The sequence below is a fragment of the Streptomyces sp. NBC_01255 genome (assembly GCF_036226445.1).
Classification (GTDB): domain Bacteria; phylum Actinomycetota; class Actinomycetes; order Streptomycetales; family Streptomycetaceae; genus Streptomyces.
Window position 1 is genome coordinate 8,407,428 of sequence record NZ_CP108474.1, and the last position, 25,655, is coordinate 8,433,082.

The window sequence follows — 25,655 nt, forward strand, 5'->3', positions numbered from 1 at the left end:
GGTGGGTCCCGGGAGAAAATCCCGTGACCCACCCCTCCCGACCAGCCACAATGGCCCCATGACCCAGGATCCCGACATCGCCGAGGCCATCGCGGGCGAACTGAGCCTGCTGGACCCGGCCGTCCGCGCCTCCCACGCTCTCTCCGTCGCCCTCTTCGACCCCGAGTTCGTCGAGGTCGGCGCCTCCGGCCGCCGCTGGACGTACGAGGAGATGCTCGCCGCGCTCCCCGAGCTGACCGGCAGCGCCGAGGACGGCCCGCACCACGAAGCCACGTCCTTCTCGGGCGCGGTGCTCGCCCCTGGAGTCGTCCACCTCACGTACGAGTGTGTGTACGACGGCCGTCTCGTCCGCCGCAGTTCCTTGTGGCGACGTGCCCCCGGGACGGCGGGCGGCGGGCCCCTGCGGATGTACTACCACCAGGGGACGCCCGTACCCGAACACCTCGCATGACGACCCGCCCCGCCCCGGGCTCCGGTGGCCTTCCCGGCGGGTCGCCGCCGCACTGGGCTTCGAGGAACTGGGCGCCCGACTCTCCGTCGAGCTCGCTCAGGACTGACGCGGGGTGACGTTGGCGCCGTCGTAGACGTTGTCCGGCGTGACGATCTGCGTGACCGCCCGGGCGAGCAGCGTCGACGGCTCCTGGTTGGCGACGCGGCGGGCGTCCGTGTTGAGCATGAGGACCAGGGTGGCCTTCTGCGAGGGCAGGTAGACGGTCACCGTCTCGTACCCCGGCAGCGAGCCGTTGTGCCCGATCCAGCCCTCGGTCTCGAAGATGCCGAGGCCGTACGTGGTTCCGGGGAAGCCGGTCGGGAGTGTCTTGAGCCGCTGTGCCTGGGTCTCCGGGCTGAGCAGCTTTCCGGTGGCGACGACCTCGGCCCAGTGGCGCAGGTCCTGCAGGTTCGAGATCATCGCCCCGGCGGCCCAGGCCCAGCTCGGGTTCCAGTCCGTGGCGTCCTCGATCTCGCCGCTCAGCGTCTGGTCGGTGTAGCCGTGCGAGTGAGGCTCGGGGAACTCGGCCCCCTTCGGGAACAGCGTGTGGAACAGGCCGGACGGGCGCAGCACCCGGTTGCGGATGACGTCCCGGAGCGGCTGGCCGGTCACCTTCTCGACCACCAGGCCGAGCAGGACGAGGTTGGAGTTGGAGTATTCGAACTGGGCGCCCGGCTTGAAGGTGTTCTTGTGCTTCATGCCGTACGCGAGCAGCTGCTCCGGCGTGTACGTCCGCTGGGGATTGCTCAGCAGGTCGTGGACGAACTGGTCGTCGGAGGTGTACGGGAACAGGCCGCTGCGCATCCCGGCGAGCTGGCGGAGCGTGATCCGGTGGCCGTTGCGCACGTGGGGGATGTACTTCGCGATCGGGTCGTCGAGACCGACCCGGCCGTCGTCGACGAGCTGGAGCAGCGCGGTCACCGTGAAGGTCTTGGTCTCGCTGCCGATCCGGATGTACGAGTCGGCGGACATCGGCTCGCGGGTCACCGTGTCGGCGACGCCGGTCGCGCGGACGTAGCTTCCCTTGCCCGGCATCCACACGCCGACGACGACGCCGGGGATGCCGGCCTGCTTGCGGACGTCCTCGATGGCCTTGTCCAGCCGGGCGTTCACCTCGGGGCCGAGACCGCCCGGCGGGCAGTCGTCCTTCTCGTACCGGTCGACGCCCGCGGCATGGACCGCCGGGGCCGGGGCCAAGGCCGTCGGGGCCAGCACGGACGCCACGAGCAGTGCTGCGGCGAACAGACGTCGGGTGGGGGTGCGTCGCATGTCGGGGGCGCCTCTTCCAGGTCGGGGAGCAGGCAGCCACATCACCACCCGGACCCCGGCCGGAGACCTCCTGTCCGAGGAGCGCCCCACCGAGTCCACTCGTTCGGCGCCGCGCGGATCGCTGAGACGGGCCCGCTCACCAGTCCCGGTCGGCGATCAGTTCCTCGACGTCCGCGTCCGTGAACCCGTACGCCGAAGCGATGGACCAGAAGTCCGCGGCGATCGACTCACGGGCAACCGTCTCGATCTCACTCCCCGCCGCCTCGAACTCCGCCTCCAGAAGGTTGAACTCCTCCGTCGCGGCCCGGGTCAGCACGTACAGCGCCGCCGGCTCCGAGGGCTGCTCGGCCTCGATCCGCTCGCACAGCCGCAACAGGATCGCCTTGCCCTGGTCGACGACGTGATCGGGGAAGTACGGGTCCGCGTAGAGCGGCCGCAGAAACGCGTGCCCTGTTACCTGCTGGTTGGTGATCGGCATGGCACTTCCCCGCCTCCGTAGAAGAACTGACGCGCCGATCATGCACGAGCGCACTGACAACGACGCCGCCCGTGGACGCCGGCCCGCTTGTGACCGGCCCCTTACGCGACTCGCGCCGACTCACCTGACCAGGACCTTCACCGAACCGAAGGGGTCGGGCCCCTTCTGCCCCGGCTCGTAGAAGGCCACGATCTCACCGTCGTGGCAGTCCGTCACCCGGAACAGAACGGCGAGGCGGTCGGTAGACCGCGCTCCGCGGTCCAGCGGTACAAGAAGGGCCTTGAGCGGATTGCAGTGGTGGGGACGGTACGGGAACAGGCGATCACGATCTGCAGGAGGAGCACGAGAGGAGTCGTCGGACGAACGGCGCCGTGCCCAGGACGAGTGCGGTGAAGACGACCAGCCGTTGGAGGCCGGGCTGAGCGGCGAGGCTGCTGTGCTGGATGCCGTAGGTGGCGTACCAGTTGGCGGCGAGGTCGGTCGTCACGATGGCGCAGGCGAGGTCAGTCCCTCGACGCTTGCCGCTGATGAGAAGCACAGCTGCGAGCGGGTCGAGGATCGCCAGCGAGGACCAGTAGAGGTTGAGCCACCTCGGAGCCCAGTCGTACGGATGAAGGCCGTGGCGAAGAAGGTCGGTCACATGCGCGACGGCGCCGACGAGGAGCAGGCCGGCTGCGATGGCGCACACCACGGCCACCACCCAGCGTGGGGTGCGGTGCATCCAAGTGATCACGCCACTGATGTTCTCAGCCGCTGGTCGCGCGCGGGCCGACAAGGCCTGTTCCTCCTGTGACCAGTAAGGAAATCGGTTTGCTTCAACGTGCCCCACAAGTGAGGCTCGCCCCATGGCCACAGATTTCCTGGTACGTCCGGCCCGGCCCTCCGATGCCCGGGCCTTGGCCGAACTGCGGTGGACGTTCAAGCAGGAGGACTACGAGGGGCAACCGCCGGTCCCTGCCCGGAACCTGGAAGGGGCCGAGCTCTGGATCCGCGACCGGCTCGGCGATGGCCGCTGGTCGGCCTGGGTCGCGGAGACCGGCAGCGAGATCTGCGGTCACGTCTTCCTCTGCCCGGTGGAGCGGATGCCGGAACCCTACGCGGACAACAACCCGGTCGGCTATGTCACGAACTTCTTCGTGATGCCGTCACGTCGGAACAAGGGATGTGGTTCGGCACTCCTCGAAGCACTGAAGCAGCACGCACGCAGCGTCGGCCTAGAAGGCCTGATCGTCTGGCCGTCGGAGCGCAGCACCCCGCTCTATCAGCGCTCCGGTTTCCAGCCTCCGGAGGAACTGTTGGAACTCCCACTCGACGCCTGAGGGGACCTGCCGTGAAGTGCACTGTCGGCGGCAGCTCGCCGCCGCAGCGGGGGCACACGGGCCATGGTGCCGGCGTGGCGGGTGGTCGCCCCCGGGCGAGCGTCGCCTGACACGGCAGTGGCTACACCTTGGACGGGATGGAGACAGCCGTCATCACGGCACGTTCCACCCGAGCACGACCGGTCTCCGGTGAGTTGCTCGATGTACAGGAACCGGGAGTCGGGAACCTCAAGCAGTCTCCCTCGCCGCTGGTCAGAGGCACTTCCCTTGTCTCTGAGCACGTGCGCGAGGCTAGGTGTACGCGTCCGTGACGCAGTCGACGGCGCACCGCCAGTGCTCGAACCGTCGCCGCAGTGCCGCCGCCGCGTGCTGCCGTTCCACCTCGGCGTACCCGTAGCGGTTCTCGGTCACGCGGACCACGGCCTCGACGGTGACGATGGCCGGTTCGCCGTCGCCGGCGGAGCTGCGGGCGGTCGCGATCACCTGATCGGCGGCCCGCTGGAGGTCGCGCGCGTACTCCCGCTGGGCGACGGACCGTGCCCGGGAAGCCGCGAACGGCCGTACGGCACGGCCCTTCCAGACGATGCCCGCCGTGATGAGTCCCAACCCGACGAGGGGGACGAGCAGCCCGATCACGGTATTGAGGTTCCAGGTCATCGCGTGCCGCCTTCCCCCAGGACCGCCGGTCCGGCTGCCGGTCGGTCCGATTCTAGAGCGCGGGGGGCCGCGTTCGCTGGCGTGCCCAGGAGGGTGTCCAGATGTCGGCCCCCGAGGCCTCGCTCCGGGGAGCGGCGAGGTGGTCGCGGAGGGCGAGGAGCCCCGGGTGCGGATTGTCCAGGGACCAGAGCAGCGAGTGCGGGTAGACCGGCGTCGGGCCGTGCACGGGGATGCGGCGCAGGTCGTGTGCCTCGGGCCAGACGAGGCGCGTTCCCGCGCCCACGAGGGTCGCGAGTTCGGGGGAGTCGGCGACGGTGTCGAGGAGCGGTTCGGTGCCGAAGTCGGGCCCGGTCACCTCGATCGTGAGCCCGAACTCGGCGGCGAGGTCGGCGTAGTAGGCGGCCCACTCGGTTCCGCTGACGATCCCGGGCACCCAGATCCGGTGCCCCGCGAGCCGCGCGGGTGAGACGGAGCGGGCGGACGCCAGCGCGTGGGCCGGCCCCGTGAGCAGTTGGAGGGGCTCGTCCAGGACCGGCAGGGCCCCGATGCCCTCGGGGAGTTGCCGGCCGGGCATGGTGACCGCGCGGAAGGACGCGTCGATCGTGCCGGACCGCAGGGCGGCGACGGCCGCGTCGGCGTCGAAGAGCGTGACGACGTCGAGCTCGATCTCCGGGTGCGTCCGGTGGAACGCGCGCAGCAGCGCCGCGGGCGCCAGCCGTCTGCCGATCACGTCCACGCGCAGCGCGCGGCTGCCGGGCCGTACGGAGGCGATCGCCCGGGCCTCGGCGTGGAGCAGGGCGCGGGCGTGCGGCAGGAAGGCCTGCCCGTCGATCGTGACCTCGGCGCCGTGCGCGGTCCGGGTGAGCAGCCGTACGCCCAGCTCCTTCTCCAGCGCGGCGACGCGCTTGGAGACGGCCTGCTGGGTGATCGACAGTTCGTCGGCGGCCTGCCGGAACCGGCCCGAGTCCAGGACGGCGAGGAAGGTGCGTACGGCTTCGAGATCCACGCTCCTCACGCTATCCCGACAACCGGTGGTTGTGCCCAGCCCGGCATCGGGTTGTTTGCTCCCGGTATCGGTGAGTCGCTTGGATGTCGGGGGCCGACGCGCGGTTGTTCGACGCGTCGCGGAGAGGAGTACGGACATGGCGGGCGGACGGCCGTCGCCGGGGCGCGACTTCGGATGGCTGTGGGCGGCCTACGCGGCGAGCGCACTCGGCACCGGGCTCGCGTTCAGCGCCTTCCCGCTGCTCGCGATCACCGTGCTCCACAAGGGTGCCGCCGAGGTCGCCTCGCTGGCCGCGGTGGGCGCCGCGGTGGGTGCGGCGGTCGCGGTCCCGCTCGGGCCGTGGGTGGAGTTCCGCCGCAAGCGGTCGGTGATGGTGGCGATGGACCTCGTCCGGTGCGCGGCACTGCTGAGCGTCCCCGTCGCGTACGCCCTCGGCCGGCTCGGCCTCGCCCAGCTCCTGCTCGTCTCGGTCGTCGTCGCCGCGGCCGACATCACCTTCGGCGCGGCGGCCGGCGCCTTCCTGAAGGCGCTGGTCAGGCCGGACGGCATGGTCGCCGCCCAGGCCCGTCTGGAGTCCACGACCTGGACCGCGACCGTCGTCGGGCCGCCGCTCGGCGGCGCCCTGATCGCGCTCCTCGGCCCGGTCGCCACCGTGGCGGCCGACGCCGTCAGCTACCTGCTCTCGGCGGCGGGCATCCGGGCGATCGCGCCACGGGAGCCCAGCCTCGGTGGGGAGAGCCAGGGGGGTAGTCGGCGGGAGAACCGGCAGGCGAAGCGGCGGGAGAACCGGCGGGAGACGCGGCGGGAAATCCGGTGGGAGACGCGGCCGCAGACGCGGTCCGGGGCACGCTTCGGCGATCTCGTCGAAGGCTGGCGCCACGTCCTCGCCCACCCGCTGCTGCGCCCGCTGTTCTTCCACACCGTCCTGGTCAACGGCCTGATCATGGCCACCGCACCGCTGCTCGCCGTCCTGATGCTCGGGCCGCTGGGGTTCACGCCCTGGCAGTACGGCCTCGCGTTCGCCGTCCCGTGCGTCGGCGGGCTCATCGGCGCACGCCTGGCACCCGGACTCGTCGACCGGTTCGGCCGCCACCGCGTCCTCCTCGTCTCGGGGGCGCTGCGCGTGTGCTGGCCGGTCGGTCTGGTCTTCGTCCATCCCGGCGTCATCGGACTCCTGCTCGTCATGGCCGTCGAGCTCGCGCTGATCACCTGCATCGGTGTCTTCAACCCGGTGCTCGCCGCCCACCGGCTCCGCCTGACGGAGACCGGCCGGGTGGCGCGCACCCTCACCGCCTGGTCGGTCACCGGCAAGGCCACCACCGCGACCCTGACCGCCCTGTGGGGCGTCCTGGCGGGACTCGTCGGCCCCCGGGCGGCGATCGCCCTCGCGGGCGTCCTCCTCCTGGCGACGCCGCTGCTGCTCCCGCGGCGCGAGGCCGTGGCAGGGGCGGAGCCGACATCGGAATTGACACGTGTAAGTGGACGGTGACACGCTCCTTGTCCGGCCCCGTGTCGCCCCCGCGCAGAAGGAGCAGCACCGCATGAGCACGACCGTCACCACCGCCCGAGGGCCCGTCCGCGGCGAACGCCGTGCCGACGGCAGCCTCCGCTTCCTGGGCATCCCGTACGCGCAGCCCCCCGTGGGCGACCTGCGGTTCGCCGCGCCCGTCCCGCCGGAGCCGTGGACGGAGCCGCTCGACGCCACCGCGTACGGCCCGACCGCGCAGCGCCGGCCCTTCGGCGAGGTCGTGATCATCCCCGAGCCCACCATCCCGGGCGAAGGCGTCCTCAACCTCAACGTCTTCACCCCCGACACCGTCCCGGAGGCAGGGCTGCCCGTCCTCGTCTGGATCCACGGCGGCGGCTACGTCGCCGGTTCGGCGGCCAGCCCCTGGTACGACGGCGCCGCCTTCAACCGCGACGGCGTCATCGTCGTCTCGCTCGGCTACCGGCTCGGCATCGAGGGCTTCCTCCACCTGGAGGACGCCCCCGACAACCGCGGCGTACGGGACTGGATAGCCGCCCTGGAATGGGTCCGCGACAACATCGCGGCCTTCGGCGGCGACCCGGCCAAGGTCACCATCGCCGGACAGTCCGCCGGCGGCGGCGCCGTCCAGACCCTCCTCGCCGTTCCGTCCGCCCGGGACCTGTTCCGCGGCGTGATCTCCGTCTCGGGCGCGGTCCTGCGCCCCGACGGCCCCGAGGTCGCCCGCGCCGCCGCCCGGCTCCTCACCTCCCGCACCGGCGTCCCCGCCACCGCGGCCGCGCTGCGGGACCTCGGCGACGACGAGATGCTCGCGCTCCAGGACCGGCTGGCCGAGGAGGGCCCGGACCGTGAGGGCCTGCCGCCACTGCTGGCCCTCGCCCCCTTCGCGGACGGCGAGCTGATCCCCGTACCCGCGCAGGAGGCGCTGACGACGGGCGGCGCGGGCGACGGCGTCCCGCTGATGCTCGGCTTCACCGAGCACGAGTTCACGATGGTCCCCGCGCCCGAGGGCGTCCCGCTGCCGCTCCTGCTCGGGGGCGTCGGCCTCGATGCTGCCCGGACCGATGCCTTCACCGAGGCGTACGCGAAGGGCGGCGAGGCCGCCCTCTTCGGCCAGGCGATGACGGACGCGGTCTTCCGCGCCCCGAACCTCGCCCTCGCCGACGCCCGCGCCGCGCGGGAACAGCCCACCTGGCTCTACGAGTTCGCGTGGCGCTCACCGGTCATGGGCATCGCCTTCCACTGCCTCGACCTGCCCTTCGCCTTCGACGTCCTCGACTCCGAAGGCGTCGCACCCGTCGCCGGGGCCACACCGCCGCGCGGCCTGGCAGACGCCATGCACCGGGCCTGGGTCGCCTTCGTGACGGACCAGGACCCGGGCGCCGACTGGCCGCGCTACACCACCGACCAGCGCGCCACGATGATCTGGGACACCGAGCCCCGGATCGCGGAGGACCCGCTGAGCGGGGTTCGCTCGATCTGGCTCGACTGAGCGGCCGGACACCCCTGACGGGGTGTCCGGCACGTCACCGTGCAGCTGCCGCCGGCGGATCCGTACGCATGCCGAGGAGACTCATCTCCACCGCGGTGGAGGGGGCGTCGGTACGGCCCGTGGCATCGGCGACGAGGGAGACCATGAGGGTGCGCAGCTCCGGTGCCGGCTCGGACAGGGCATACGTGCGCAGGACGAGTTCCAGCATCACCGCGTCGAACTCCGCCCCGAAATCCACGTACCGGTCCGGATCTCGCTCAGCCACGGCCCGGACGATGCGCCACCCACCGCCCTCGGACGCGTCCACCGGACCGAACTCGGCCCGGTAGACCTCGTGTCCCGTCCAGCTCCTCAGCAGCCGGACGGTGTCGCCCTCGGAGACCACATGCCACTTGCCCTCCATCGCACGGCTGACATGCCCGAGCCGCATCGCGTCCCGCTCGTCGTCGCTCCACACACAGGTGGGAAGGACGGCCAAGGGCTGTGGGCGCACCATGGAGGTCTCCATGGGCGAGATCGTAGTCCGGTGTCTCAAGGAGCGGCCGTGATCAGCACACGTCGCTACAGCTCGTAGTCCTGGGCCAGCTCTTCCCAGCGAATGCCGCGAAGCGCACGATCAGCGTCCTCGCCTGACGGGACATCCGGGCCGGATTGGAACCAGACCACGGTGAGAACGGAGCGGTGCAGCACCGGGTCGAGATCAGGAGCGACAGCTGTCGAGCCGAAAACACCGATGCAAGCCACGGAAGGCAGCACCTCGACGGGGCCGAAGGGGCCTGCGGTCCGGTCCGGGTACTCGCGGAGGGGCGGGACGAGATGGACCGGCGCGAAGGAGAACGCGGCCTCGGCCTCCCGCTGGACGCCACTGACCTTCAAGTCGTTGATGCGCTTGCACGGGTAGCCCTCCAGCATCCCCGCATAGGTCGACGACATCCGCAGCTCGCTGAGCTCGATCGAACGACCGGATGAGAGGACCAGACGACTAAGTGACATGCCGACACTCTAAGACGAGTCTGCGCCGTGGGAAGCGTGCTGCAAAATGCGATGTCCTGCGATGACGGGCCGTGGCACAGTCATCGGATGTCCGTCGACGTCGCCTATCCCGTCTTCCGTACCCCTGATCCAGCACTCGCCCTGCGCACGGCGCGCCGTCTCATGGAGTTCGGCCGCTGCGAGTGCTCCGACGTCTCCGCGTATGCGGAGTTTTCCTCCGTCGCCGAGGTGCGGCGGGTGGCGAACGCCATGCCCGGGGGACGGTTCCGCGGGGCGTCCGAGCTGGAGGAATTCCAGGGGGTGCCGTTCGAGGACCAGCCTCCTTTCGTCGTCGGTGTCCCGGCGAGCGGCCTGCCGGCCGAGGAGGCGGCGTTCGAGGGACGACTGCCGGTGGAGTGGGAGGCGTGGAATCTGCCGGTCGGCAGTATCGAGGACGGCTTCACCGCGACGATCGGCCCGAATGTGGGCTTGATCAACTGGCGGTCACTGCAATGGCCGGACGCGCCCGAAGCGGGATTCCACGGCGAGTCCAAGCACGCCGAAGTGACACTTCTCTTCCACACCCGTACCCGCGAGCTCGACGAGCCCACCGACGACCACACCGTCCTCGTCCACGTCCGCAGCGCCGTCTTCGACGGCCGTCAGAGAAGAGAGCCGTACGCCCACTGGCTCGCCGCACAGATGGGGCTCACGCTCATCGGGCCCGCGCAACGATGCTGACGGCGGCGCGCCGACCCTCGGGTGCCGCCGTACGAGCAACCTCGTGGGACACCGCCTCGTCGGAACCGTGGGGGGCGAACCTCGCCTGACGCGTGTCACACGTTCTTCATGCGCTGTGCATGGTCCGGCGGGGCGGGCGCGTCGATGATCGGCAGTGGCCCGGGAGCCGCACGACGAGCACCCGGGGCCTCCCCTGAAGCGTCGTCAGCCGCGCCCCACCGCCCTGCCTGAGGAGACCCTCCATGTCCAGCCGCCGTCGTTTCCTCGCCGGGTCCGCCGTCTCGCTGGGGCTCGGCGCGCTGCCCGTGACCGGCGCAGTCGGTGCCGCGGCGGGACCGGCCGCGGCCGCCGTGCCCGAGGACACCACCCGCCCGCCGAACCTGATCGTCGTGCTCGCCGACGACCTCGGTCACGGCGAGCTCGGCGCGTACGGGCAGAAGCTCATTTCCACCCCGCGCATCGACGGACTCGCCGCCGACGGACTGAGGTTCACGGACGCGTACTCGACGGCTGCCGTCTGCGCCCCCTCCCGCTGCTCCCTCCTCACCGGACTGCACACCGGGCACGCGACCGTACGCGCCAACCCGTCCGGTGCCCAGGGCTCCCTCACCGCCGCCGACACCACCTTCGCCCAGGTGCTCAGGGCCCGCGGCTACCGCACCGGCGTGATCGGCAAGTGGGGCTTCGGGCCGGAGAGCGCCGGCCAGGACAGCCATCCCAACGCCCGCGGCTTCGAGGAGTTCCACGGCTACATCGACCACGGCCACGCGCACCAGTACTACCCCGAGTACCTCTGGCACAACGGCGCGAAGGAGCCCGTCCCCGGGAACGCGGGCGGCGCCAAGGGCACCTACGCGCCCGACCTGCTGCGGCAGCGGGCCCTCGACTTCCTCGACCGCCATGCCGCCGAACCGTTCCTCCTCCTGCTCACCCCGACCGTGCCGCACGCTCCCAGCGACATCCCCGACACCGGCGCCTACGCCTCCCGCACCTGGACCGCCGCCAACAAGGGCCATGCCGCGCAGGTGAGCCTCTTCGACTCCCTCGTCGGCGACATCGTCGACCGGCTGCGCGCCCTCGGACTCGCGGACGACACCGTCCTCCTCGTCACCAGCGACAACGGGCCCCACGAGGAGGGCGGCGTCAACCCCGATCTGTTCGACGCCAACGGGCCGCTGCGCGGCTACAAGCGCAATCTGTACGAAGGTGGTGTACGGGTTCCCCTCATCGCCTGGGGCCCCGGCCGCGTCCTGCCCGGCACGAGCGACCGCCCCACCCCGCTCACCGACCTCCTCCCCACCCTCGCCGAACTCGGCGGCGCCCCCGCCCCCTCCGACGTCGACGGCCTCTCGGCCGCGCCCCTCCTCGCCGGCGGCGGGAGCGCCGCCCACCACGACCACCTCTACTGGTTCCGCGACGAGCGCGGCGTCACGAGCCGCGCCGACGCCCAGGACAAGAAGCGGTCCACCTGGCTCGCGGAGGCGCTCCGCAAGGACCGGTGGAAGGCCGTGCGCTTCGCTCCCGTCCGCGACCACGCCCTGCCCGACGACCAGTGGCAGGTGGAGCTGTACGACCTCGCCACCGACCTCGGCGAGACCTCCGACCTCGCGGCCCGGTACCCCGCCCGGGTCGCCGAACTCGTCGCGCTGATGCGTTCCTCCTGGCAGGACACCTACCCCCGCGCCGACTTCGGGACGACCCTGGCCGTCCCTCAACTCGCCGTACCAGGGCAGCCGTTCAGCGTCACCGCAACTCTCGCCAACGGCTCCGCGCGAGCCTGGAACTCGGCCGCCGTCACGCTGCGCGCCCCCGCGGGCTGGACCGTACGGGCCACCACGGCCACCGCGGCGACGCAGCTCGCCCCCGGTGCCCGGCTCGCCACCAGCTGGCAGGTCACCCCGCCCGCCGGCGCCCCCGCCGCCACCCCGTGGACGCTGACCGCCGAGGGCACCGCCCTCGCGCCCGGCGGCCCCGTGCGGTACGCCGACGACGGTGTCGTCACCACCCCGCCCCCGGCGCCCACCCGGGACGGCTACCTCTCGGACCTGCCCTGGATCCGCGCCGTCAACGGCTGGGGCCCGGTCGAGCGCGACAGCTCCAACGGCAAGAACGGGGCCGGCGACGGCACCCCGATCGCCTTCGGCGGCACCACGTACCCCAAGGGCCTCGGAGTCCACGCGTACAGCGACGTGTCGTTCCACCTCGGCGGCGCGGCACAGCGCTTCACCGCACTCGTCGGCATCGACGACTTCTCGGCGCGCCAGAGCTCCACGGGCGCGACCCGCGCCACCGTGTACGGCGACGACCGCGTCCTCCTCGCCACCCCCACCCTGACGGCCGCCACCGGCCCCGTACCGGTGGACGTGGACGTACGCGGGGTCCGCGTCCTGCGCCTGGAGGTGACGGACGCCAACGCCAGGACGTCCTTCGACCACACCTCCTGGGCCCTCGCCCACATCACGGTGGGCTAGGTGCGGCCGACGACCGCGCATGCGCCTCGCGGTGAAGCCGGGGTTCGTCGAGGCGGAGCGGTTCGAGGAGTACGGAGCCGAGCACTGGTTCGGCGTGTGGTCACCGGTCAGTCATGCCGAACGACTGAGCGTCTGCTGTGTCTCGTGCTGTCTCGTGCTGTCTAGTGTTCCGTCAGCCTTCGAAGCCGACAGTGCCGTCCGGCAGGATCGCCTCGACCCGTGCGCCGTGCTCCACGGTGCGGCTCACCGTGCAGAACTTCTCGTGCGTCAGCCGCACCGCCCGGGCGAACACCTCATCCGCCTTCGGGTTGTTGTCCGGCAGCTCGAACTCGTAGCTGACCCTGATCCGGCCCACCCGGCCGTCGTCCTCCGGGCCCGAGACGGACTCCACCACGATCCGCAGGTCGTCGTGGTCCACGGCGCGCGCGGTCCGGTCCACGACCAGGCCGCCGCAGCCGCCCATCGCCGCGAGCAGCAACTCGACCGGGGTGAACGAGGGCTGCGCGTCCGCGTCGTCGGCGGCGGCCATCCGGACCTCCGCCCCCCGGTCGTTGCGGGCGGTCCAGTTCCGGTACCCGGTGCGGACGGTTTCGATCCGGTAGTCGGCCATGGCGGCGGAGCTCCTTCGCTGTCGTGCGGTGGCGGTACGGTCGACCGCCACACAACCCCACGGTCACGGTCCCGCCAAGCGGACGCGCCCGTCGCGCACCCAACCCGGAGGCGAGTATCCGCACTCATGTGCCGTGTCCGCGAGTCCGGTGGAATGCCACCATGCCCGACCGCCCCGCCGCCGCCCCGCCCGCCCCCGCCGCCGACCGCGCTCCGCGCGCCTGGATCGCACCGGCCGTCGCCACCGTCGCCACCCTGCCCCTCGCCCCCACCGCCGTCGTCCTCCTCTCTCTCCTCTTCCTCGCCCTCGTCGACCGGCCCTGATCACGTCCGGGCGGTGCGCGCTCCGGAGTGAGCCCGCACGACCGCGCCCCATGCCTCGGACACCGCGCCCCAGACCGTACGGAGTTCCGGCTCCGCCTCCCGTACCGAGGCCACCACGGCCGCCGGGTCGCCGCCGTCCGCGCGGACCTGCGCGTCGTCGGCCTCCGCCCACAGCGCGACCGTGCCGGACCCCGCCTCCGGATGGAACTGGAGCCCCCAGCCCGCACGCCCCACCCGGAACGCCTGGTACGGGCAGTCGTCACCCGTCAGCAGCGGGACGGCGCCTGCCGGCAGCCGGCCCACCTCGTCCCAGTGCCACTGCGCCGCCGGCGCGCCCTCCGGTACCCCGCCTAGTACGGGATCCTCATCGGCCGCGGCAAGCCGCCGCAGCGGCACGGCGCCCAGTTCGGGCCCCCCGGTCCGGGCCACGACGGAACCGCCCAGGGCGTCGGCCACGAGCTGGCCGCCCAGACATATCCCGAGCAGCGGCACCTCGCCGGCGACCGCCTCGCGGACGAGCGTACGGACGCGGGGCAGCCACGGGGCGGACTCGTCGTCCCGGCAGCCGACGGACCCGCCGAGGACGAGGAGCCCCGCGTGGCCGCCCAGGTCGTCCGGGAGGGGCTCGCCCAGCCAGGCGCGCACCACGTCGAGGCGGAGGCCGGCCCGTACGAGACGGTCCCCGACGAGACCGGGGCCCGCGTCCTCCTCGTGCTGGACGACGAGAACGGCAGGGGCTGTGCCCGGTGCCGCAGGGTTCTCGGTATCCCCGTCCACTTCGCCGGTCACAGCCGTCTCGCTCATCTCGCTCGTCACGGCGGTCGCGCCTCCCCGCTCCGGCCCGGGGACGCCCGGGGTGTTCGATTCCCCGAGGATCTCCGAAGAAGTGTCCGAGCGGGAGCCCCTGGAGTCCCCCCGTGATCGGCTGGGCATCAGGTGAGTAGGCCGCGCCGCCCGGCTGAGTACGCCGACCGATACGCCGCGCGCCGCCCACCGCTGGAATAGGGGCATGACCTCCGACGCCGGGCGCCCCCGCCCCCTCCAGCACGTCACCGCCACCGGCACCGCCCTCGCGGTGGCCCTCGGCCCCGTGGTGCTCGGCGCCCTGCTCGTCCGGTCGGCGGGCGGCGACCCGATGGCCTCCGTGAACGCCCTCATCGCGGGCGGCGGCCAGCGCGCCCGGGTCTCCGGGGCGCAGCTCCGCTCCTGCGGCGGCCGGGTTCAGTCGCGCGGCGTACGGGCCGGCAGGAAGGCCTGGGGCGCGCTCTCCTCGGGGTCCGGCTCCCGCGCAGGACGGGCCGTCTCGACCAGGCTGGGGAGGTGTGGTGACGGGGGAGTCCCGCGGACCGAACCCTCCCCGGAAGGGCTCCAGATGAGCGATGATCATCGCATCTGAGTAGTTCCGGCGGCACAGGACCGGGACCCCTGTCGAAAGGCACACCGAATGGCGCGGCGGCACCCCGGGCGGGACGAGTACACGAGCGGCACCGGGGACGGAGGCGCGCCCTCCGCGGACCACGCCACGGACCCGGCCGCGACCCCCGCCGACGGCCGGCCGGCCGGCATGGGGCGGCGCCGATTCCTCGGGTACGTCCTGGCCGCCCCCACCCTCACCGTCGCCGCGCAGCTCGGCGCCGAGGCCCTCGTGACCCGGCAGGCCGCCGCCGCGGCCCCGGCGCTCATCCCCTCGCTGCCCGGCCCCGCGGAACTCCTCGACCTCAACGACCTGCTGACGCTCGCGGCCCTGCCGACCAGCAACCTCATCACCATCCGCATCGACAGCGACGGCACGGCCCACTTCGCCCTGCCCCGCGCCGAGGTCGGCCAGGGCGTCACCACCTCCAGCGCCATGATCGTCGCGGAGGAACTCGACCTGCCCCTGGACAAGGTGAAGGTCACCCTCGCCGACGCCCGGCCCGAGCTCCTCTTCAACCAGCTGACCGGCGGCTCCAACACCACCTACTCCACCTACACCCCCATCCGGGTCGCCGCCGCCGTCGCCCGCGGCCGCCTGCTGCGCGCCGCCGCCCTCGTCCTCGGCGACGCCGTCGAGACCCTCACGACGAAGCTCGGCGCCGTGGTCTCCCCGGCCGGAGCGGTCCTCCACTACGGCGAACTCGCCACGAAGGCCGCCGCCCTCACCGACACGGCGGTGGAGGTGGAGCTCAAGGACCGCGCCGACTTCCGCGTCATCGGCACCGCGCAGCGCAGGCTGGACGCCCTCGACGCCGTCACCGGCCGCAAGAAGTTCGCCATGGACCTCCAGGTCCCGGACGCCCTGCCCACGATGATCTGCCGCCCGCCCACCATCAACGGCACCGTCCGCTCCGTGGCCAACCTCGCCGTGGTCCGCGCCATGCCCGGCATCACCGACGTCGTCACCGTCTCCACCGGCGTCGCCGTCCGTGGCCGCACCTTCGGCCAGTGCGTCGACGCCGTCCGGGCCCTCGACGTCGACTGGGGTCCCGGAACCGCCGAGGGCGCCTCCGACGCCACCGTCCTGGCCAAGCTCCGCCGGGCCGAACTCCCCCTGGTGGTCCCCCCGCTGCCGCTGCTCACCAAGGCGGTCGACGCCCGCTTCACCTTCCACTTCTCCAGCAACGCCGCCGTGGAGACGAACTGCGCCATCGCGGACGTACGGGAGGACTCCGCGGAGATCTGGGCCTCGCTCAAGGCCCCGATCGTCGCCCAGGAACAGATCGCGCTCAAGCTCGGCCTGCCGCCCACGGCCGTCCGCGTCCACGTCACCGAGGGCGGCGGGTCCTTCGGCCGCAAGCTCTTCCACGACGCGGCCCACGAGGCCGCCGAGGTCTCCCGCGCCCTCGGCAAGCCCGTCAAGCTCATGTGGCACCGCACCGACGACTTCCGCCAGGGCCGTACGCACCCGATGTCCACCTCGCGGGTCCGCGCCACGTACTCGCTGGGCGAGGTCCTCACGTACGAGCAGCGCCACACCTCCGTGGCCACCGACTTCGGGCACGGCATCGGCGAGCTCCTCACCGCCGAGGTGGCCCGGCTCCCCGTCGCCGACCTCGCCTTCTCCGAGACGATGTTCCAGCTCACCCAGGTGAGCCCCTACCACCTCGGCGTCACCACCCAGCTGCTCTCCGAGACCGACAAGGGCTTCAACACCGGTTCCATGCGCGGCATCTACTCGCCCAACGTGCGCTGCGCCCAGGAACTCGTCATGGACGAGCTGGCCCGCCGCATGGGCAAGGACGCGTACGCGATGCGACGCGGGCTCATGAAGGACCCGAGGGCGCGCGCCGTCCTCGACAAGGTCGCCGCGGCGGGGGAGTGGGGCCGGACGATGGCGCCCGGTACGGCCCAGGGCATCGCGGTCCACACCGAGTACCACTCGCACGTCGCCGTCCTCGCCGAGATCGACTGCCGCCCCGAGACCAGCGGACGGAAGGTCCCCAACGCGTACACGGGACCGCGCGTCACCAAGGTCGTGTGTGCCGTCGACGTCGGTCTCGCCGTCAACCCGCGCGGTCTGGAAGCCCAGATGATGGGCGGCATCGCCGACGGCATCGCCATCACCCTCACGTCCGGACTCCACCTGCGCGACGGACACTTCCTCGAAGGCAGCTGGGACCAGTACTTCTACACCCGGCAGTGGAACACCCCGCCCGAGCTGGAGATCATCGTGATGCCGTCGAACGGCGAGAAGCCGGGCGGGGCGGGGGAGCTCGCGGTGGCCGGCGCCATGGCCGCCGTCGCCTGCGCCTACGGGCGGGCCACCGGCACGATGCCGACGGTCTTCCCCGTCAACCACGCCGAGCCGCTCGCCTTCACCCCCCTGCCGACCGTCCCGCCCGTCCCGGCCTCGCCCACCGACGGCCGCGACCGCACCATCTGAGAGCTGGAGTCCCCGTGCCGCAGCACACCTTCATCCTGAACGGCAAGGCCGTCACCGCCGACGTCGAGGGCGACGTCCGGCTCCTCTGGGTCCTCAGGGACGTCCTCGGCGTCACCGGCCCCAAGTACGGCTGCGGGGTCGGCGTCTGCCGGGCCTGTACGAGCCACCTCAACGGCAAGGCGTTCACGCCCTGCGCCGTGCCCGTCGACGACCTCGCCCCGACCGACGAGATCACCACGATCGAGGGGCTCCCGGACACCGTGGGCGCCGACCTCCATCCCATGCAGGAGGCCTGGCTCGACCTCGACGTCGCCCAGTGCGGCTTCTGCCAGCCGGGCCAGATCATGGCGGCGGTGGCGACGGTCCGCAGGGCGCGGGAGGCCGGGCGGGAGATCACCGAGGCCGACCTCGACACGATCCGCAACATCTGCCGGTGCGGCACCTACCACCGCATCCGGCAGGCGGTCCTGGAAGGCTCCCGCCGCATGGAGTGAGAGCACGTCGCACCGCCGGAGCGGCTCTACGCCGCCCCGGCCGCCAACTTCTCCCGTACGGCGTCCAGATACTCCGCCACCGCGTCCCGGTTCCGGGTGAGGCACCGGATCCGCTCGGTCATCCGGTCCCGCTCCTCCTCAAGGGTCGCCAGCATCTCCGGCGTGGCGTCCGGGAAGTGGATGATCCTCGGCTTGTTCAGGCACGGCAGGATCTGCTTGATGAGCCGGGTCGGCAGCCCGGCGTCGAGGAGCCCCCGGATCTGCGCGACCCGGTCCAGGTTCGACTCGTCGTAGACGCGGTAGCCGTTCGGCTGCCGGTCCGCGACGATGAGGCCCTGCTCCTCGTAGTAGCGCAGCAGCCTGCGCGGTGTGCCGGTGCGCTCCGACAGCTCCCCGATCCGCATGGGACGCTCCCTCCCGGGACTCGCTTGACCTTCACATCAATGTGAGGGTTCGAGCATAGGTCCATGAGCAACCACACGACAGTGGCGGCCGGTTCCGCCACGACCACTCCCGCCATGCCCACCCCTGCGAAGCCCGCCGGCCGACTGCCCCTCGCCGCGCTGCTCGCACTCGCCACCGCCGTCTTCGTCACCAGCCTCACCGAGACTCTCCCCGCCGGCGTCCTGCCCGGCATGAGCGCCGACCTGGGCGTCGGCGAGGCCGCCGCCGGCCAGTCGGTCACCGTTTACGCGCTCGGCACCGCCCTCACCGCCGTCCCCCTCGCCGCCCGCACCGCCGGCTGGCGCCGCAAGCGCCTGCTGCTCACCTCGGTCGCGGGATTCGCCGCCGCCAACACGGTCACCGCCGTCTCCTCGTCGTACGTCCTCACCATGGGCGCCCGCTTCCTCGCCGGGGTCGCCGCGGGCGTGGCCTGGGCCCTGCTCGCCGGTTACGCGCGCCGCCTCGCCCCGCCGCACCTCCAGGGCCGGGCCGTCGCCGTCGCCATGACCGGCATCCCGCTCGCGCTCTCGCTCGGCGTCCCGGCGGGCACCTTCCTCGGCGCCGCCGCCGGCTGGCGAACCGCCTTCACCGCCATGACCGTCATCGCCGTCGTGCTCCTCGGCTGGATCGCCCTCGCCGTCCCCGACCTGCCGGGCGAACAGCGCGGCGGGCGGGCCCCGGTCGCCCGGACGCTGAAGGTCCCCGGGGTCCTGCCGGTCCTCGCCGTCACCTTCGCCCTCGTCCTCGCCCACACCGTCCTCTACACCTACGTCGCCGCCTACCTCGGCCACCTCGGCCTGACCGGCTCCACCGGGCTCGTCCTGCTCGTGTTCGGCCTGGCCTCGCTGGCCGGGATCTGGATCACCGGGCGGTACATCGACCGCAGGCTCAGGACCCTGACCCTCGCCGGTACGGTCCTCGTCGCCGTCGGCGTCGCCGCCCTCGCCGTACCGGCAGGGAGCACCGCGCTCGTCCTGGTGGCCGCCGGGCTGTGGGGCCTGGGCTGGGGCGGTGCGCCGACGCTGCTCCAGACGGCCGTCGCCGACGCGGGCGGGGACGCCGCCGACACCGCCCAGACGATGCTGGTCAGCCTCTGGAACGCGGCCATGGCGGCCGGTGGCATGGCGGGCGGCCTCCTCCTCGGCGGCTTCGGCGCGGCGGCGCTCCCCTGGAGCGTCCTGCTCCTGCTGGTCCCCGTCGTCGCCGTCGTCACGGGAGCCCGCGCCCACGGCTTCCCCGCCCACCGGCACCCCTGACATGCCGGAGTGCACGAAGGCCCCCACCGCGCCAGGGCGGTGGGGGCCTTCTGCCGTACGAGCGGGGTGGCTCAGACGGCCGGCGGGACCCGGGGCGCGCGGCCCGCGCCACGCGTCAGCGCGTAACCGCCGACGCCCGCGAGCGCCGCGAGGACGCCGCCCGCCACCGTCCAGATCCAGCGGTCGGACCACCAGCCCGAGGACCAGCCGTCCTCCGGGGCCGCCGCCTCCACGGCGGAAGGCCGGCCCGCGTCGGCGTCCGCCTCCGCCTGGTCGGCGGTCGTCGCCCCCGGCACGAGCGGCGCGGCGAGCGAGCCGTCCGTGGCGTAGGCGCCGCCCTTGTCCAGGGTGGTCACCCCGATTCGGGCCGTGAACGGCTGGCCGAGGTCCTCGTCCGGCAGCCCGGTGACGGTCAGCCGGACGTAGTAGCTGCCGGGCAGCGGGTCGTTCGCCCAGGCGTCCGCAGAGGCGCGGACCGGCCGCAGCACACAGGCGAGCTCCACCGACGCGGTGTCCTTGGCCGCCGTACGGGACTGGGTCCCGTACATGCACGGCTGACGCCGCCGCAGCCCGTCGTACACGTCGACCCGCCAGGTGGTGGGCCCGTGCCGCAGCGCCGCGTCGGGGAGCGTGACCGTGGCGTTCACCGTCGGCCGCTGCCCGGCGTCCGCCGGGAACACCCAGTACAGGTAGTCACCCGTGGCGGCCTGCGCGGTGGCCTGCTGCCCCGGGAGGAACCTCGCGGCCGTACGGAACGTGGTCCCGGCCTCCGTCGGACCGGCACTCGCGCCCGGGTCCGCCGTGGGGGTGGGGGAATCGGCCGTCGCGCCCGGCGCCGCGAGCCCCAGAAGCGCGGCGCCCGCGAGGGCGGCCGTGGCGAGCATGCGTACGGTACGCATCAGTTGGTCCTCCAGACAGCGACGCGCCAGCGGGACACCCAGCCCCAGAGCAGACCGGCCAGGAAACCGGCGAGCACGAGCACGCCGAGCAGCCACCAGCCGCGCCCGAGACCGAAGGCGGCCACGTCCGACGCGGCCGACGGCCCGTCGACGACGTCCACCGTCAGCTCGATCGGCATGCCCGGCGTCGTCGCGACCGACGGGGGAGCGGAGAAGGAGTTGCTGACCTGGAGACAGACGGTCTCGGCGGCCGGCTTGGCGTCCCCCGGCTCGTCGTCGAGGTCCGGCTTCGGGTAGCGGAGGCCGGTCGATATCACGTCCGTACGCCCGTCGCCCGCCTCGGAGCCGCGGACGATCTCCCGGCCGTGGAGGGTGACCGCGCGCAGCAGCACGCCGTAGTCGTTGTTGACGGCCCGGTCGGCCGACACGCTGACGGAGGCGCGCAGTTCCTGGCCGGGCAGCAGGTCCACCCGGTACCAGCGGTGCTCGCCGAAGGTCTCGCGGTCGGTGTACAGGCCGGCCTTGAGCTGCGGAGCGTCGACGCACCGCGCGGCACCCTTCGTCCCCACGGGGGTGACGACCGGGTCGGCGGCGCGGTCGACCAACTGCTTCACGCGGCGCGAGAGTTCGTCGGTGCGGTGGACCGAGGTATACGTGCCTCCGGTCGCCTCCGCGATACAGGTGAGCTGCTGCCGCGTCTTGGCGTCCGGCACGAGGCCCAGCGTGTCGATGACGAGGTGGATGCCCTTCGCCGCGATCTTCCGGGCGACCTCGCAGGGGTCGAGCGGGGCGCAGGTGTCCTCGCCGTCGGTGATGAGCACGATCCTGCGGGTGGCGTCGCCGCCCTCCAGGTCCTCGGCCGCGCCGAGCAGCGCCGGACCGATCGGCGTCCAGCCGGTCGGGGCGAGGGTGGCCACGGCGGTCTTGGCCTCGGTCCGGTCGAGCGGGCCGACCGGGTAGAGCTGCCGGGTGTCCTTGCAGCCCCGCTTGCGGTCGGGACCGGGGTAGTCGGCGCCGAGCGTGCGGATGCCGAGCCGGACCTCCTCGGGCACCGCGTCGAGGACTTCGTTGAAGGCCTGCTTGGCGGCGGACATGCGGGACTTGCCGTCGATGTCCTTGGCCCGCATGGACCCGCTGACGTCGAGGACCAGCTCGACCTTGGGGGATTCCTTCGCCACCGGCTCGTCGGCGGCCGCGCTCGTCGGCAGGAGCGCGGCGGTCAGGGCGGCGAGCAGCGCGAACGCCCCGGTCGCCAGCCGTTTTCTCGTGATCATCGCCGGATCGTATTGATGATCCTCCGACAATCCAAAACGGGGGTGGCCGGTTCGCCCTCCAGGGCCCCGGACGTCCGGTCAGCGGTGCTCGGGGTTCGCGAACTCCGGCTTGCAGCCGGCCTCCCACGCCGAGCGCCGTGGTAGCCGGGCACGGGCTCCCGCGTCCTGTCTCCCTCGCTCGGGTCCTGGATGCCGGGGAAGACTGCCCGCTGGGCTGATGTGCAGCGCGCAGCTCGGCCCGCTGTCTCTCAGCCCGGGTCGGACGTGGGCGCGGTAGCGAGCGCGGTGTCCATCTGCCCTGTCGAAGTGGCTCGATGCTTCGGGTCGGGTACGCCGGTCCTGCCTTGCGAGGGTACGGATCCGGGCCCTGCCGCTTGCCGGGGTGCCGGCCGGTACAGGCCTGTCCGCCGCGCTGCGCGTCGGCACAGGTGAGGCAGGAACCTGTAGAAGCGGTCGGGCAGGAACACGGCGTCCGCAACGATCATCGCGCCGGAGAAGAGGGGCAGCCCCATGAGTACGGCGATACCGATGTGCATGCCGAGCAGGACGGTCAGAACGGGATACTTGAGCCTGCCGAAGAGCACGAACGGGAAGGCGACCTGCAGGAGCACCGTCACGTAGCCGGTGATCGCGATCACCATCGGGTACCCGTCGACGAGATGGGAGAGCGCGGGCCAGGGCTGGAAGAGTTCGAGGTTCAGCGCGTAGTGGAGAGCGGTGCCGCCGCCCCAGGTGAGGCCCTGGATCTTGTACAGGCCGGCTGATCCGTAGAGGAAGCAGACCTGTACCGCGATGACGAACATGGCGCAGTTGTGCACCACCGTGGTCAGGGTGACGCGCAGGTCCCGGAGTTGCTGCGCGTAGAAACTCCTCACCGGCTCCGGCGTGTCGCCCGCACGTGCCGCCCTGAGCCGGTCGCGGCGTGCGTCCAGGGACCAGCGGCGACCGCAGGCGGTGAGGACGAGGTACAGGGACATCAGCAGGACCAGGTTGTCGCCGCCGTCCGTCATGAAGATCGCTCGTGCATGGAACGAGGTGACCACGACGGCGAAGAGGACGGACATGGCCCGGGTCCGCCAGCCCAGCGTGAAGAGCGTGGACGTGACGAGAGCCAGCACGTAGCAGAGCTCGAAGTAGGCGCGGCTGTCGGACAGGATCAGGAAGCTGTTCCAGCCCGTCTGGTCGAAGAGCTGTGCTGCCAGCGCGGGGGTCCAGGGCGAGTCGGGGCCCCAGATCTCGGCACGGTGCGGGAATTCGCGGAGCAGAAAGACCAGGTAGAGCAGCCCGTAGCCGATGCGCAGAACCGAGGCGGCGTACAGCGACACCGGCCGGTCGGTGAGAAGTGCCCACAGGGCGCCGATCCGGTCGACAAGCCACCGGCGGGCCGTGCCGGCGAGCGAAGCCTCGTGGCCGGCGGGCCGGTGTGGTGTGGCTTCCGTGGGGGGGAGCTGGGGGATCTGCTCATTTCCCATGGGGGGTCACCTTCCACCAGGGCAGGAGTCGGTTCTCGGTGGGCGCCGGCGGGGGGCTCCCGACGGGTGTGCCGGGCGCGGCGATGGGCATCGTGATGACCCGGAGCTGAATGAATTCGAAAGTTCCGCCGTCGTTGTGGGCGGCGACGCGGTCCGTGGCGATGTTACTCAGATACTTCTGCAGCATTACGGCCCGCTCCGAGCGCGCCGTGTCGCTTCCTCCATGCGTTTCGACATAGGAGCTCCAGGCGCGGCGCAAGAGGTTCTGAGCCGTGTGGCTCGGAAATGCGTTGTGTTCGACCGCAGAATTATCCACGGCGGCGAGATCGAACCAGGGACTCACGCGCACCGATCCGTTGGAGTCGGTGTGTGCGGTTCTCGCCAGGACTTGCCGGTTGAAGGAGTCGGGGTCCGGGGCGAACAGCCGCCAATTCTGTTCGAAGAGTGGGTACACCCAGCCGTTGACCTGTGTGCTGTACCGCTTCGACACGGGGTTGGAGGGAGCCACGTGCAGGAACACCATGACGACATGGACCAGGGTGGTCATCAGACACAGGACTACGGCGGTGTACAGCCCCGCCTTCAGGGCACGGGTGCCCCTGGCCGACCCGTCCGGCGTGCCCGCTCCGTCAGGACATGGCGGGGAGACCGGATCAGAATCGGACTGCTGGAGTTCCTTCACGGCCGCTGATTCAATTCCGCTCGACACGGCCCACCCTGTCTTTCTCGTATGTGTTGCTCGCGCCTGAGGTCGCTGCGACTTTCACCGACGGCCTACGGCGCGCGGCGGATTCGGTGAGGATTCCGCCGCGGGCCGTCATCCGATGAACGGGCTTCGTGCAGGCTGCTGCCTAGCCCTCGTGGTTCTCGTGACTGTCGGGGCCCGCGGGCTTGTTGCCGTAGCCGTAGTGCCCGTCCGGCTTCTGACCGTGGCCGTCGTGGCCGTGGCCCGGCTTACCGGATCCTTCGTCGTGCCCGTGACCCGGCGCGCCGTTGTCCGGCTTGCCGTGGTCCGGTCCGCCGTGACCCGGTCCGCCGTTGTCCGGCTTGCCGTGGTCCGGTCCGCCGTGACCCGGTCCGCCGTTGTCCGGCTTGCCGCCGTTACCGCCGGTGACGGCTCCGGTCGTGTTCCCGGCGGTGATGCCCGACGTGTCTCCGCCCGTGGTGTTCCCGGCGGTGTTGCCCGCGGTGTTTCCGGAGGTGTTTCCGGAGATGTTCCCCGAGGTGCCGCCGCTCACGAGGCCGACGCTCGGTCCGCCGATGAGGCTGCCGCCGATGAGGCCCAGGGTCGTGCCCGTCGTCGCCCCGGTCGTGGTGCCGGTGGTCGTTCCTGCAGTCGCTCCGGTGGTCGTGCCGGTCGTCGTTCCACCGGTGGCGCAGCCGCCGAGGAAGATCCTGTTGTTGTTGAGCGTCACCTCGCCGTTACGGGCCAGCGCCCGGCCCTCGACGCTCGCCCCCTGGTTCGCGAAGATCGAGGTCAGAGCCATGATGGTGCCGATGAAGGTAGAAGTGGTGCCGAGCGTCGCCGAGCTCCCGATCTGCCAGTACACGTTGCACGGCGAGGCGCCGTTCGTGAGCAGGATCCGGCTGCTGGACGCCGTCGTCAGGGCCTCAGGGATCTGGAACACCCAGACCGCGTTGGGGTTTCCCCCGGCGTTCAGGACCAGATCACCGGTGAGCCCGACACCCGATGTGGCCGTGTGGACGCCCGGAAGCAGCTCCTGGCCCCCGCCGATTCCTGCCGGAAGCGCGAAGTCCTGGGCCTGGCCGGCTGCCTGGTTGTACGCCACGACCAGATCGCTCTTGGCCTGAAGGGCATGAGCGTCCGCAGGGTGCACGGCACCGAGCACCAGGCCGGGCGGGAATCCCGTGATGGCCGGGTTCGGGTGCGTCCCGAGGTCGTGGTCGATCACCGAGGGGCCGGTGTTGGTGACTCCCTGACCAGCCAGAACGGAGTAGCTGGCGGTGGTGCCGAGAGGTACGGGTGTCGCAATGGCCAATGCCTGCGTCGGCGTTACGGCGACCATCACAGTGGAAACCGTTACGGCGACGGCCGAGGCCAACCAGCCGGACAGAGTGCGATGCTGAGCCACTTGAAAGATTTTCAGCTTCATCGAGAGGCCAATTTCTGTGGGGGGCCATGGCGTACCGGGCTCTATCGATCGCCCGGAAGGGTTTCTTGCCCGCTGAATATTACGCAGAAAAATTACGCGCCCCGACAATGAGTCAGGGGCGGAGGTGGGAATGAATAGACGCTCGGCAATGCAAGGCGCGGTGAAGATATTGGATTCATATTGCCGATCATCCGACATGCCCCCGAATGGACACTGCTTGAGTCACCCAGATGAGGCATTCTGGCCCGCCTGCCGTGAGCCGTCCCCGCCGTTCTTGGAGAAGTGCTGTCAGTCAGGTGGTCTCACGAACTCGCCGCAGGGGATGGGCGTGCCGATCGGTGGTTGATTCATTTCGGAAACGGCTGCGCGGGTGAGTACGTGTACCCATCCGCACGTCGGGATGTCCGAAGGCGACCGCTGCGGATGCAAGGAGTGGTCTGGACCAGGGTTGGGCGCGTCGGATGCTACGACCCTGGAATCACCGCTAGGAGTTGGCCTTGTTTTGGGCCTACCTAGTACTCCAGCC

General features: G+C 71.8%; 26 protein-coding genes. 11 read left to right on the forward strand and 15 right to left on the reverse strand.

Translation table 11 applies throughout. The annotated features are described in order from the left end of the window. Positions 1-58: 58 nt before the first annotated feature. Positions 59-451, forward strand: a complete 393-nt coding sequence (locus tag OG357_RS37895) for a nuclear transport factor 2 family protein (protein ID WP_329625421.1) — start codon at positions 59-61, stop codon at positions 449-451. A gap of 96 nt (positions 452-547) precedes the next feature. On the opposite strand, the gene OG357_RS37900 is transcribed toward OG357_RS37895, so the two are convergent. From OG357_RS37900 to OG357_RS37910, 3 genes are all read right to left on the reverse strand, one after another. Next, on the reverse strand, positions 548-1,759 hold the full coding sequence (locus tag OG357_RS37900; protein WP_329625422.1) for a serine hydrolase domain-containing protein: 1,212 nt from the start codon (positions 1,757-1,759) through the stop codon (positions 548-550). Between the two features lie 136 nt (positions 1,760-1,895). Beyond that, a complete protein-coding gene (locus tag OG357_RS37905) occupies positions 1,896-2,237 on the reverse strand; it encodes a DUF5713 family protein (protein WP_329625423.1) in 342 nt (113 codons plus the stop codon). A gap of 322 nt (positions 2,238-2,559) precedes the next feature. Then, on the reverse strand, positions 2,560-2,970 hold the full coding sequence (locus tag OG357_RS37910) for a hypothetical protein (RefSeq protein ID WP_329625424.1): 411 nt from the start codon (positions 2,968-2,970) through the stop codon (positions 2,560-2,562). Between the two features lie 112 nt (positions 2,971-3,082). On the opposite strand from OG357_RS37910, the gene OG357_RS37915 reads away from it, so the two are divergent. Further along, complete coding sequence (locus OG357_RS37915; RefSeq protein ID WP_329625425.1) at positions 3,083-3,556, forward strand: GNAT family N-acetyltransferase; 474 nt, start codon at positions 3,083-3,085, stop codon at positions 3,554-3,556. A gap of 291 nt (positions 3,557-3,847) precedes the next feature. Here the strand turns inward: OG357_RS37915 and OG357_RS37920 are convergent, their stop codons facing one another. Both OG357_RS37920 and OG357_RS37925 read right to left on the reverse strand, forming a co-directional pair. Beyond that, positions 3,848-4,213, reverse strand: a complete 366-nt coding sequence (locus OG357_RS37920; protein WP_329625426.1) for a hypothetical protein — start codon at positions 4,211-4,213, stop codon at positions 3,848-3,850. Between the two features lie 52 nt (positions 4,214-4,265). Beyond that, a complete protein-coding gene (locus OG357_RS37925) occupies positions 4,266-5,219 on the reverse strand; it encodes a LysR family transcriptional regulator (RefSeq protein ID WP_329625427.1) in 954 nt (317 codons plus the stop codon). Between the two features lie 136 nt (positions 5,220-5,355). Between OG357_RS37925 and OG357_RS37930 the strand changes: the two genes are divergently transcribed. Together OG357_RS37930 and OG357_RS37935 are read left to right on the forward strand one after the other, a co-directional pair. Then, positions 5,356-6,708 (forward strand): MFS transporter, encoded by a 1,353-nt coding sequence (locus tag OG357_RS37930; RefSeq protein ID WP_329625428.1) that lies wholly within the window; start codon positions 5,356-5,358, stop codon positions 6,706-6,708. 52 nt (positions 6,709-6,760) lie between these two features. Then, positions 6,761-8,197: a carboxylesterase/lipase family protein gene (locus OG357_RS37935; RefSeq protein WP_329625429.1), complete on the forward strand. Its 1,437-nt coding sequence runs from the start codon at positions 6,761-6,763 to the stop codon at positions 8,195-8,197. Positions 8,198-8,231: 34 nt separating this feature from the next. Here OG357_RS37935 and OG357_RS37940 read toward each other — a convergent pair whose 3' ends face one another. Then, positions 8,232-8,705, reverse strand: coding sequence for a hypothetical protein (locus OG357_RS37940; protein ID WP_329625430.1), 474 nt, complete (start codon positions 8,703-8,705; stop codon positions 8,232-8,234). Positions 8,706-8,758: 53 nt separating this feature from the next. Next, the gene (locus tag OG357_RS37945; protein WP_329625431.1) at positions 8,759-9,190 is read right to left on the reverse strand and encodes a hypothetical protein; all 432 of its coding nucleotides are present in this window, start codon (positions 9,188-9,190) and stop codon (positions 8,759-8,761) included. A gap of 87 nt (positions 9,191-9,277) precedes the next feature. Here OG357_RS37945 and OG357_RS37950 point away from each other — a divergent pair, with 87 nt between their 5' ends. Then, positions 9,278-9,910 carry a hypothetical protein gene (locus OG357_RS37950; RefSeq protein WP_329625432.1) on the forward strand — a complete coding sequence of 211 codons (633 nt, stop codon included), beginning with the start codon at positions 9,278-9,280 and terminating at the stop codon, positions 9,908-9,910. Between the two features lie 242 nt (positions 9,911-10,152). Beyond that, complete coding sequence (locus OG357_RS37955; protein ID WP_329625433.1) at positions 10,153-12,381, forward strand: sulfatase-like hydrolase/transferase; 2,229 nt, start codon at positions 10,153-10,155, stop codon at positions 12,379-12,381. 172 nt (positions 12,382-12,553) lie between these two features. Here OG357_RS37955 and OG357_RS37965 read toward each other — a convergent pair whose 3' ends face one another. Continuing rightward, positions 12,554-12,991, reverse strand: a complete 438-nt coding sequence (locus OG357_RS37965; protein ID WP_329625434.1) for an OsmC family protein — start codon at positions 12,989-12,991, stop codon at positions 12,554-12,556. A 161-nt stretch (positions 12,992-13,152) separates the two neighbouring features. Between OG357_RS37965 and OG357_RS37970 the strand changes: the two genes are divergently transcribed. Beyond that, positions 13,153-13,314 (forward strand): hypothetical protein, encoded by a 162-nt coding sequence (locus tag OG357_RS37970; RefSeq protein ID WP_329625435.1) that lies wholly within the window; start codon positions 13,153-13,155, stop codon positions 13,312-13,314. Here the strand turns inward: OG357_RS37970 and OG357_RS37975 are convergent, their stop codons facing one another. After that, complete coding sequence (locus OG357_RS37975) at positions 13,315-14,130, reverse strand: type 1 glutamine amidotransferase (protein ID WP_329625436.1); 816 nt, start codon at positions 14,128-14,130, stop codon at positions 13,315-13,317. A 193-nt stretch (positions 14,131-14,323) separates the two neighbouring features. Here OG357_RS37975 and OG357_RS37980 point away from each other — a divergent pair, with 193 nt between their 5' ends. The 3 genes from OG357_RS37980 to OG357_RS37990 all read left to right on the forward strand — a co-directional run bounded on the left by OG357_RS37980 (position 14,324) and on the right by OG357_RS37990 (position 17,670). Further along, positions 14,324-14,710 carry a hypothetical protein gene (locus OG357_RS37980; RefSeq protein ID WP_329625437.1) on the forward strand — a complete coding sequence of 129 codons (387 nt, stop codon included), beginning with the start codon at positions 14,324-14,326 and terminating at the stop codon, positions 14,708-14,710. Positions 14,711-14,878: 168 nt separating this feature from the next. After that, complete coding sequence (locus OG357_RS37985; protein WP_329625829.1) at positions 14,879-17,176, forward strand: molybdopterin cofactor-binding domain-containing protein; 2,298 nt, start codon at positions 14,879-14,881, stop codon at positions 17,174-17,176. Between the two features lie 14 nt (positions 17,177-17,190). Beyond that, positions 17,191-17,670, forward strand: a complete 480-nt coding sequence (locus OG357_RS37990; RefSeq protein ID WP_317593015.1) for a (2Fe-2S)-binding protein — start codon at positions 17,191-17,193, stop codon at positions 17,668-17,670. 26 nt (positions 17,671-17,696) lie between these two features. On the opposite strand, the gene OG357_RS37995 is transcribed toward OG357_RS37990, so the two are convergent. Further along, complete coding sequence (locus tag OG357_RS37995) at positions 17,697-18,074, reverse strand: MerR family transcriptional regulator (RefSeq protein WP_329625438.1); 378 nt, start codon at positions 18,072-18,074, stop codon at positions 17,697-17,699. A gap of 63 nt (positions 18,075-18,137) precedes the next feature. Here OG357_RS37995 and OG357_RS38000 point away from each other — a divergent pair, with 63 nt between their 5' ends. Beyond that, entirely contained in the window at positions 18,138-19,370 is a 1,233-nt protein-coding gene (locus OG357_RS38000) for an MFS transporter (RefSeq protein WP_443066784.1), read from the forward strand. Between the two features lie 71 nt (positions 19,371-19,441). Here OG357_RS38000 and OG357_RS38005 read toward each other — a convergent pair whose 3' ends face one another. The 5 genes from OG357_RS38005 to OG357_RS38025 all read right to left on the reverse strand — a co-directional run bounded on the left by OG357_RS38005 (position 19,442) and on the right by OG357_RS38025 (position 25,129). Next, positions 19,442-20,269: a hypothetical protein gene (locus tag OG357_RS38005; protein WP_329625439.1), complete on the reverse strand. Its 828-nt coding sequence runs from the start codon at positions 20,267-20,269 to the stop codon at positions 19,442-19,444. Beyond that, positions 20,269-21,543 (reverse strand): VWA domain-containing protein, encoded by a 1,275-nt coding sequence (locus tag OG357_RS38010; protein WP_329625440.1) that lies wholly within the window; start codon positions 21,541-21,543, stop codon positions 20,269-20,271. Before OG357_RS38010 ends, OG357_RS38005 begins: the two co-directional genes overlap by 1 nt. A gap of 248 nt (positions 21,544-21,791) precedes the next feature. Beyond that, entirely contained in the window at positions 21,792-23,015 is a 1,224-nt protein-coding gene (locus OG357_RS38015; RefSeq protein WP_329625441.1) for an HTTM domain-containing protein, read from the reverse strand. Further along, positions 23,005-23,697, reverse strand: coding sequence for a DUF5819 family protein (locus tag OG357_RS38020; RefSeq protein WP_329625442.1), 693 nt, complete (start codon positions 23,695-23,697; stop codon positions 23,005-23,007). Before OG357_RS38020 ends, OG357_RS38015 begins: the two co-directional genes overlap by 11 nt. A 169-nt stretch (positions 23,698-23,866) precedes the next feature. Then, the gene (locus tag OG357_RS38025) at positions 23,867-25,129 is read right to left on the reverse strand and encodes an ice-binding family protein (protein ID WP_329625831.1); all 1,263 of its coding nucleotides are present in this window, start codon (positions 25,127-25,129) and stop codon (positions 23,867-23,869) included. Positions 25,130-25,655: the final 526 nt, after the last annotated feature.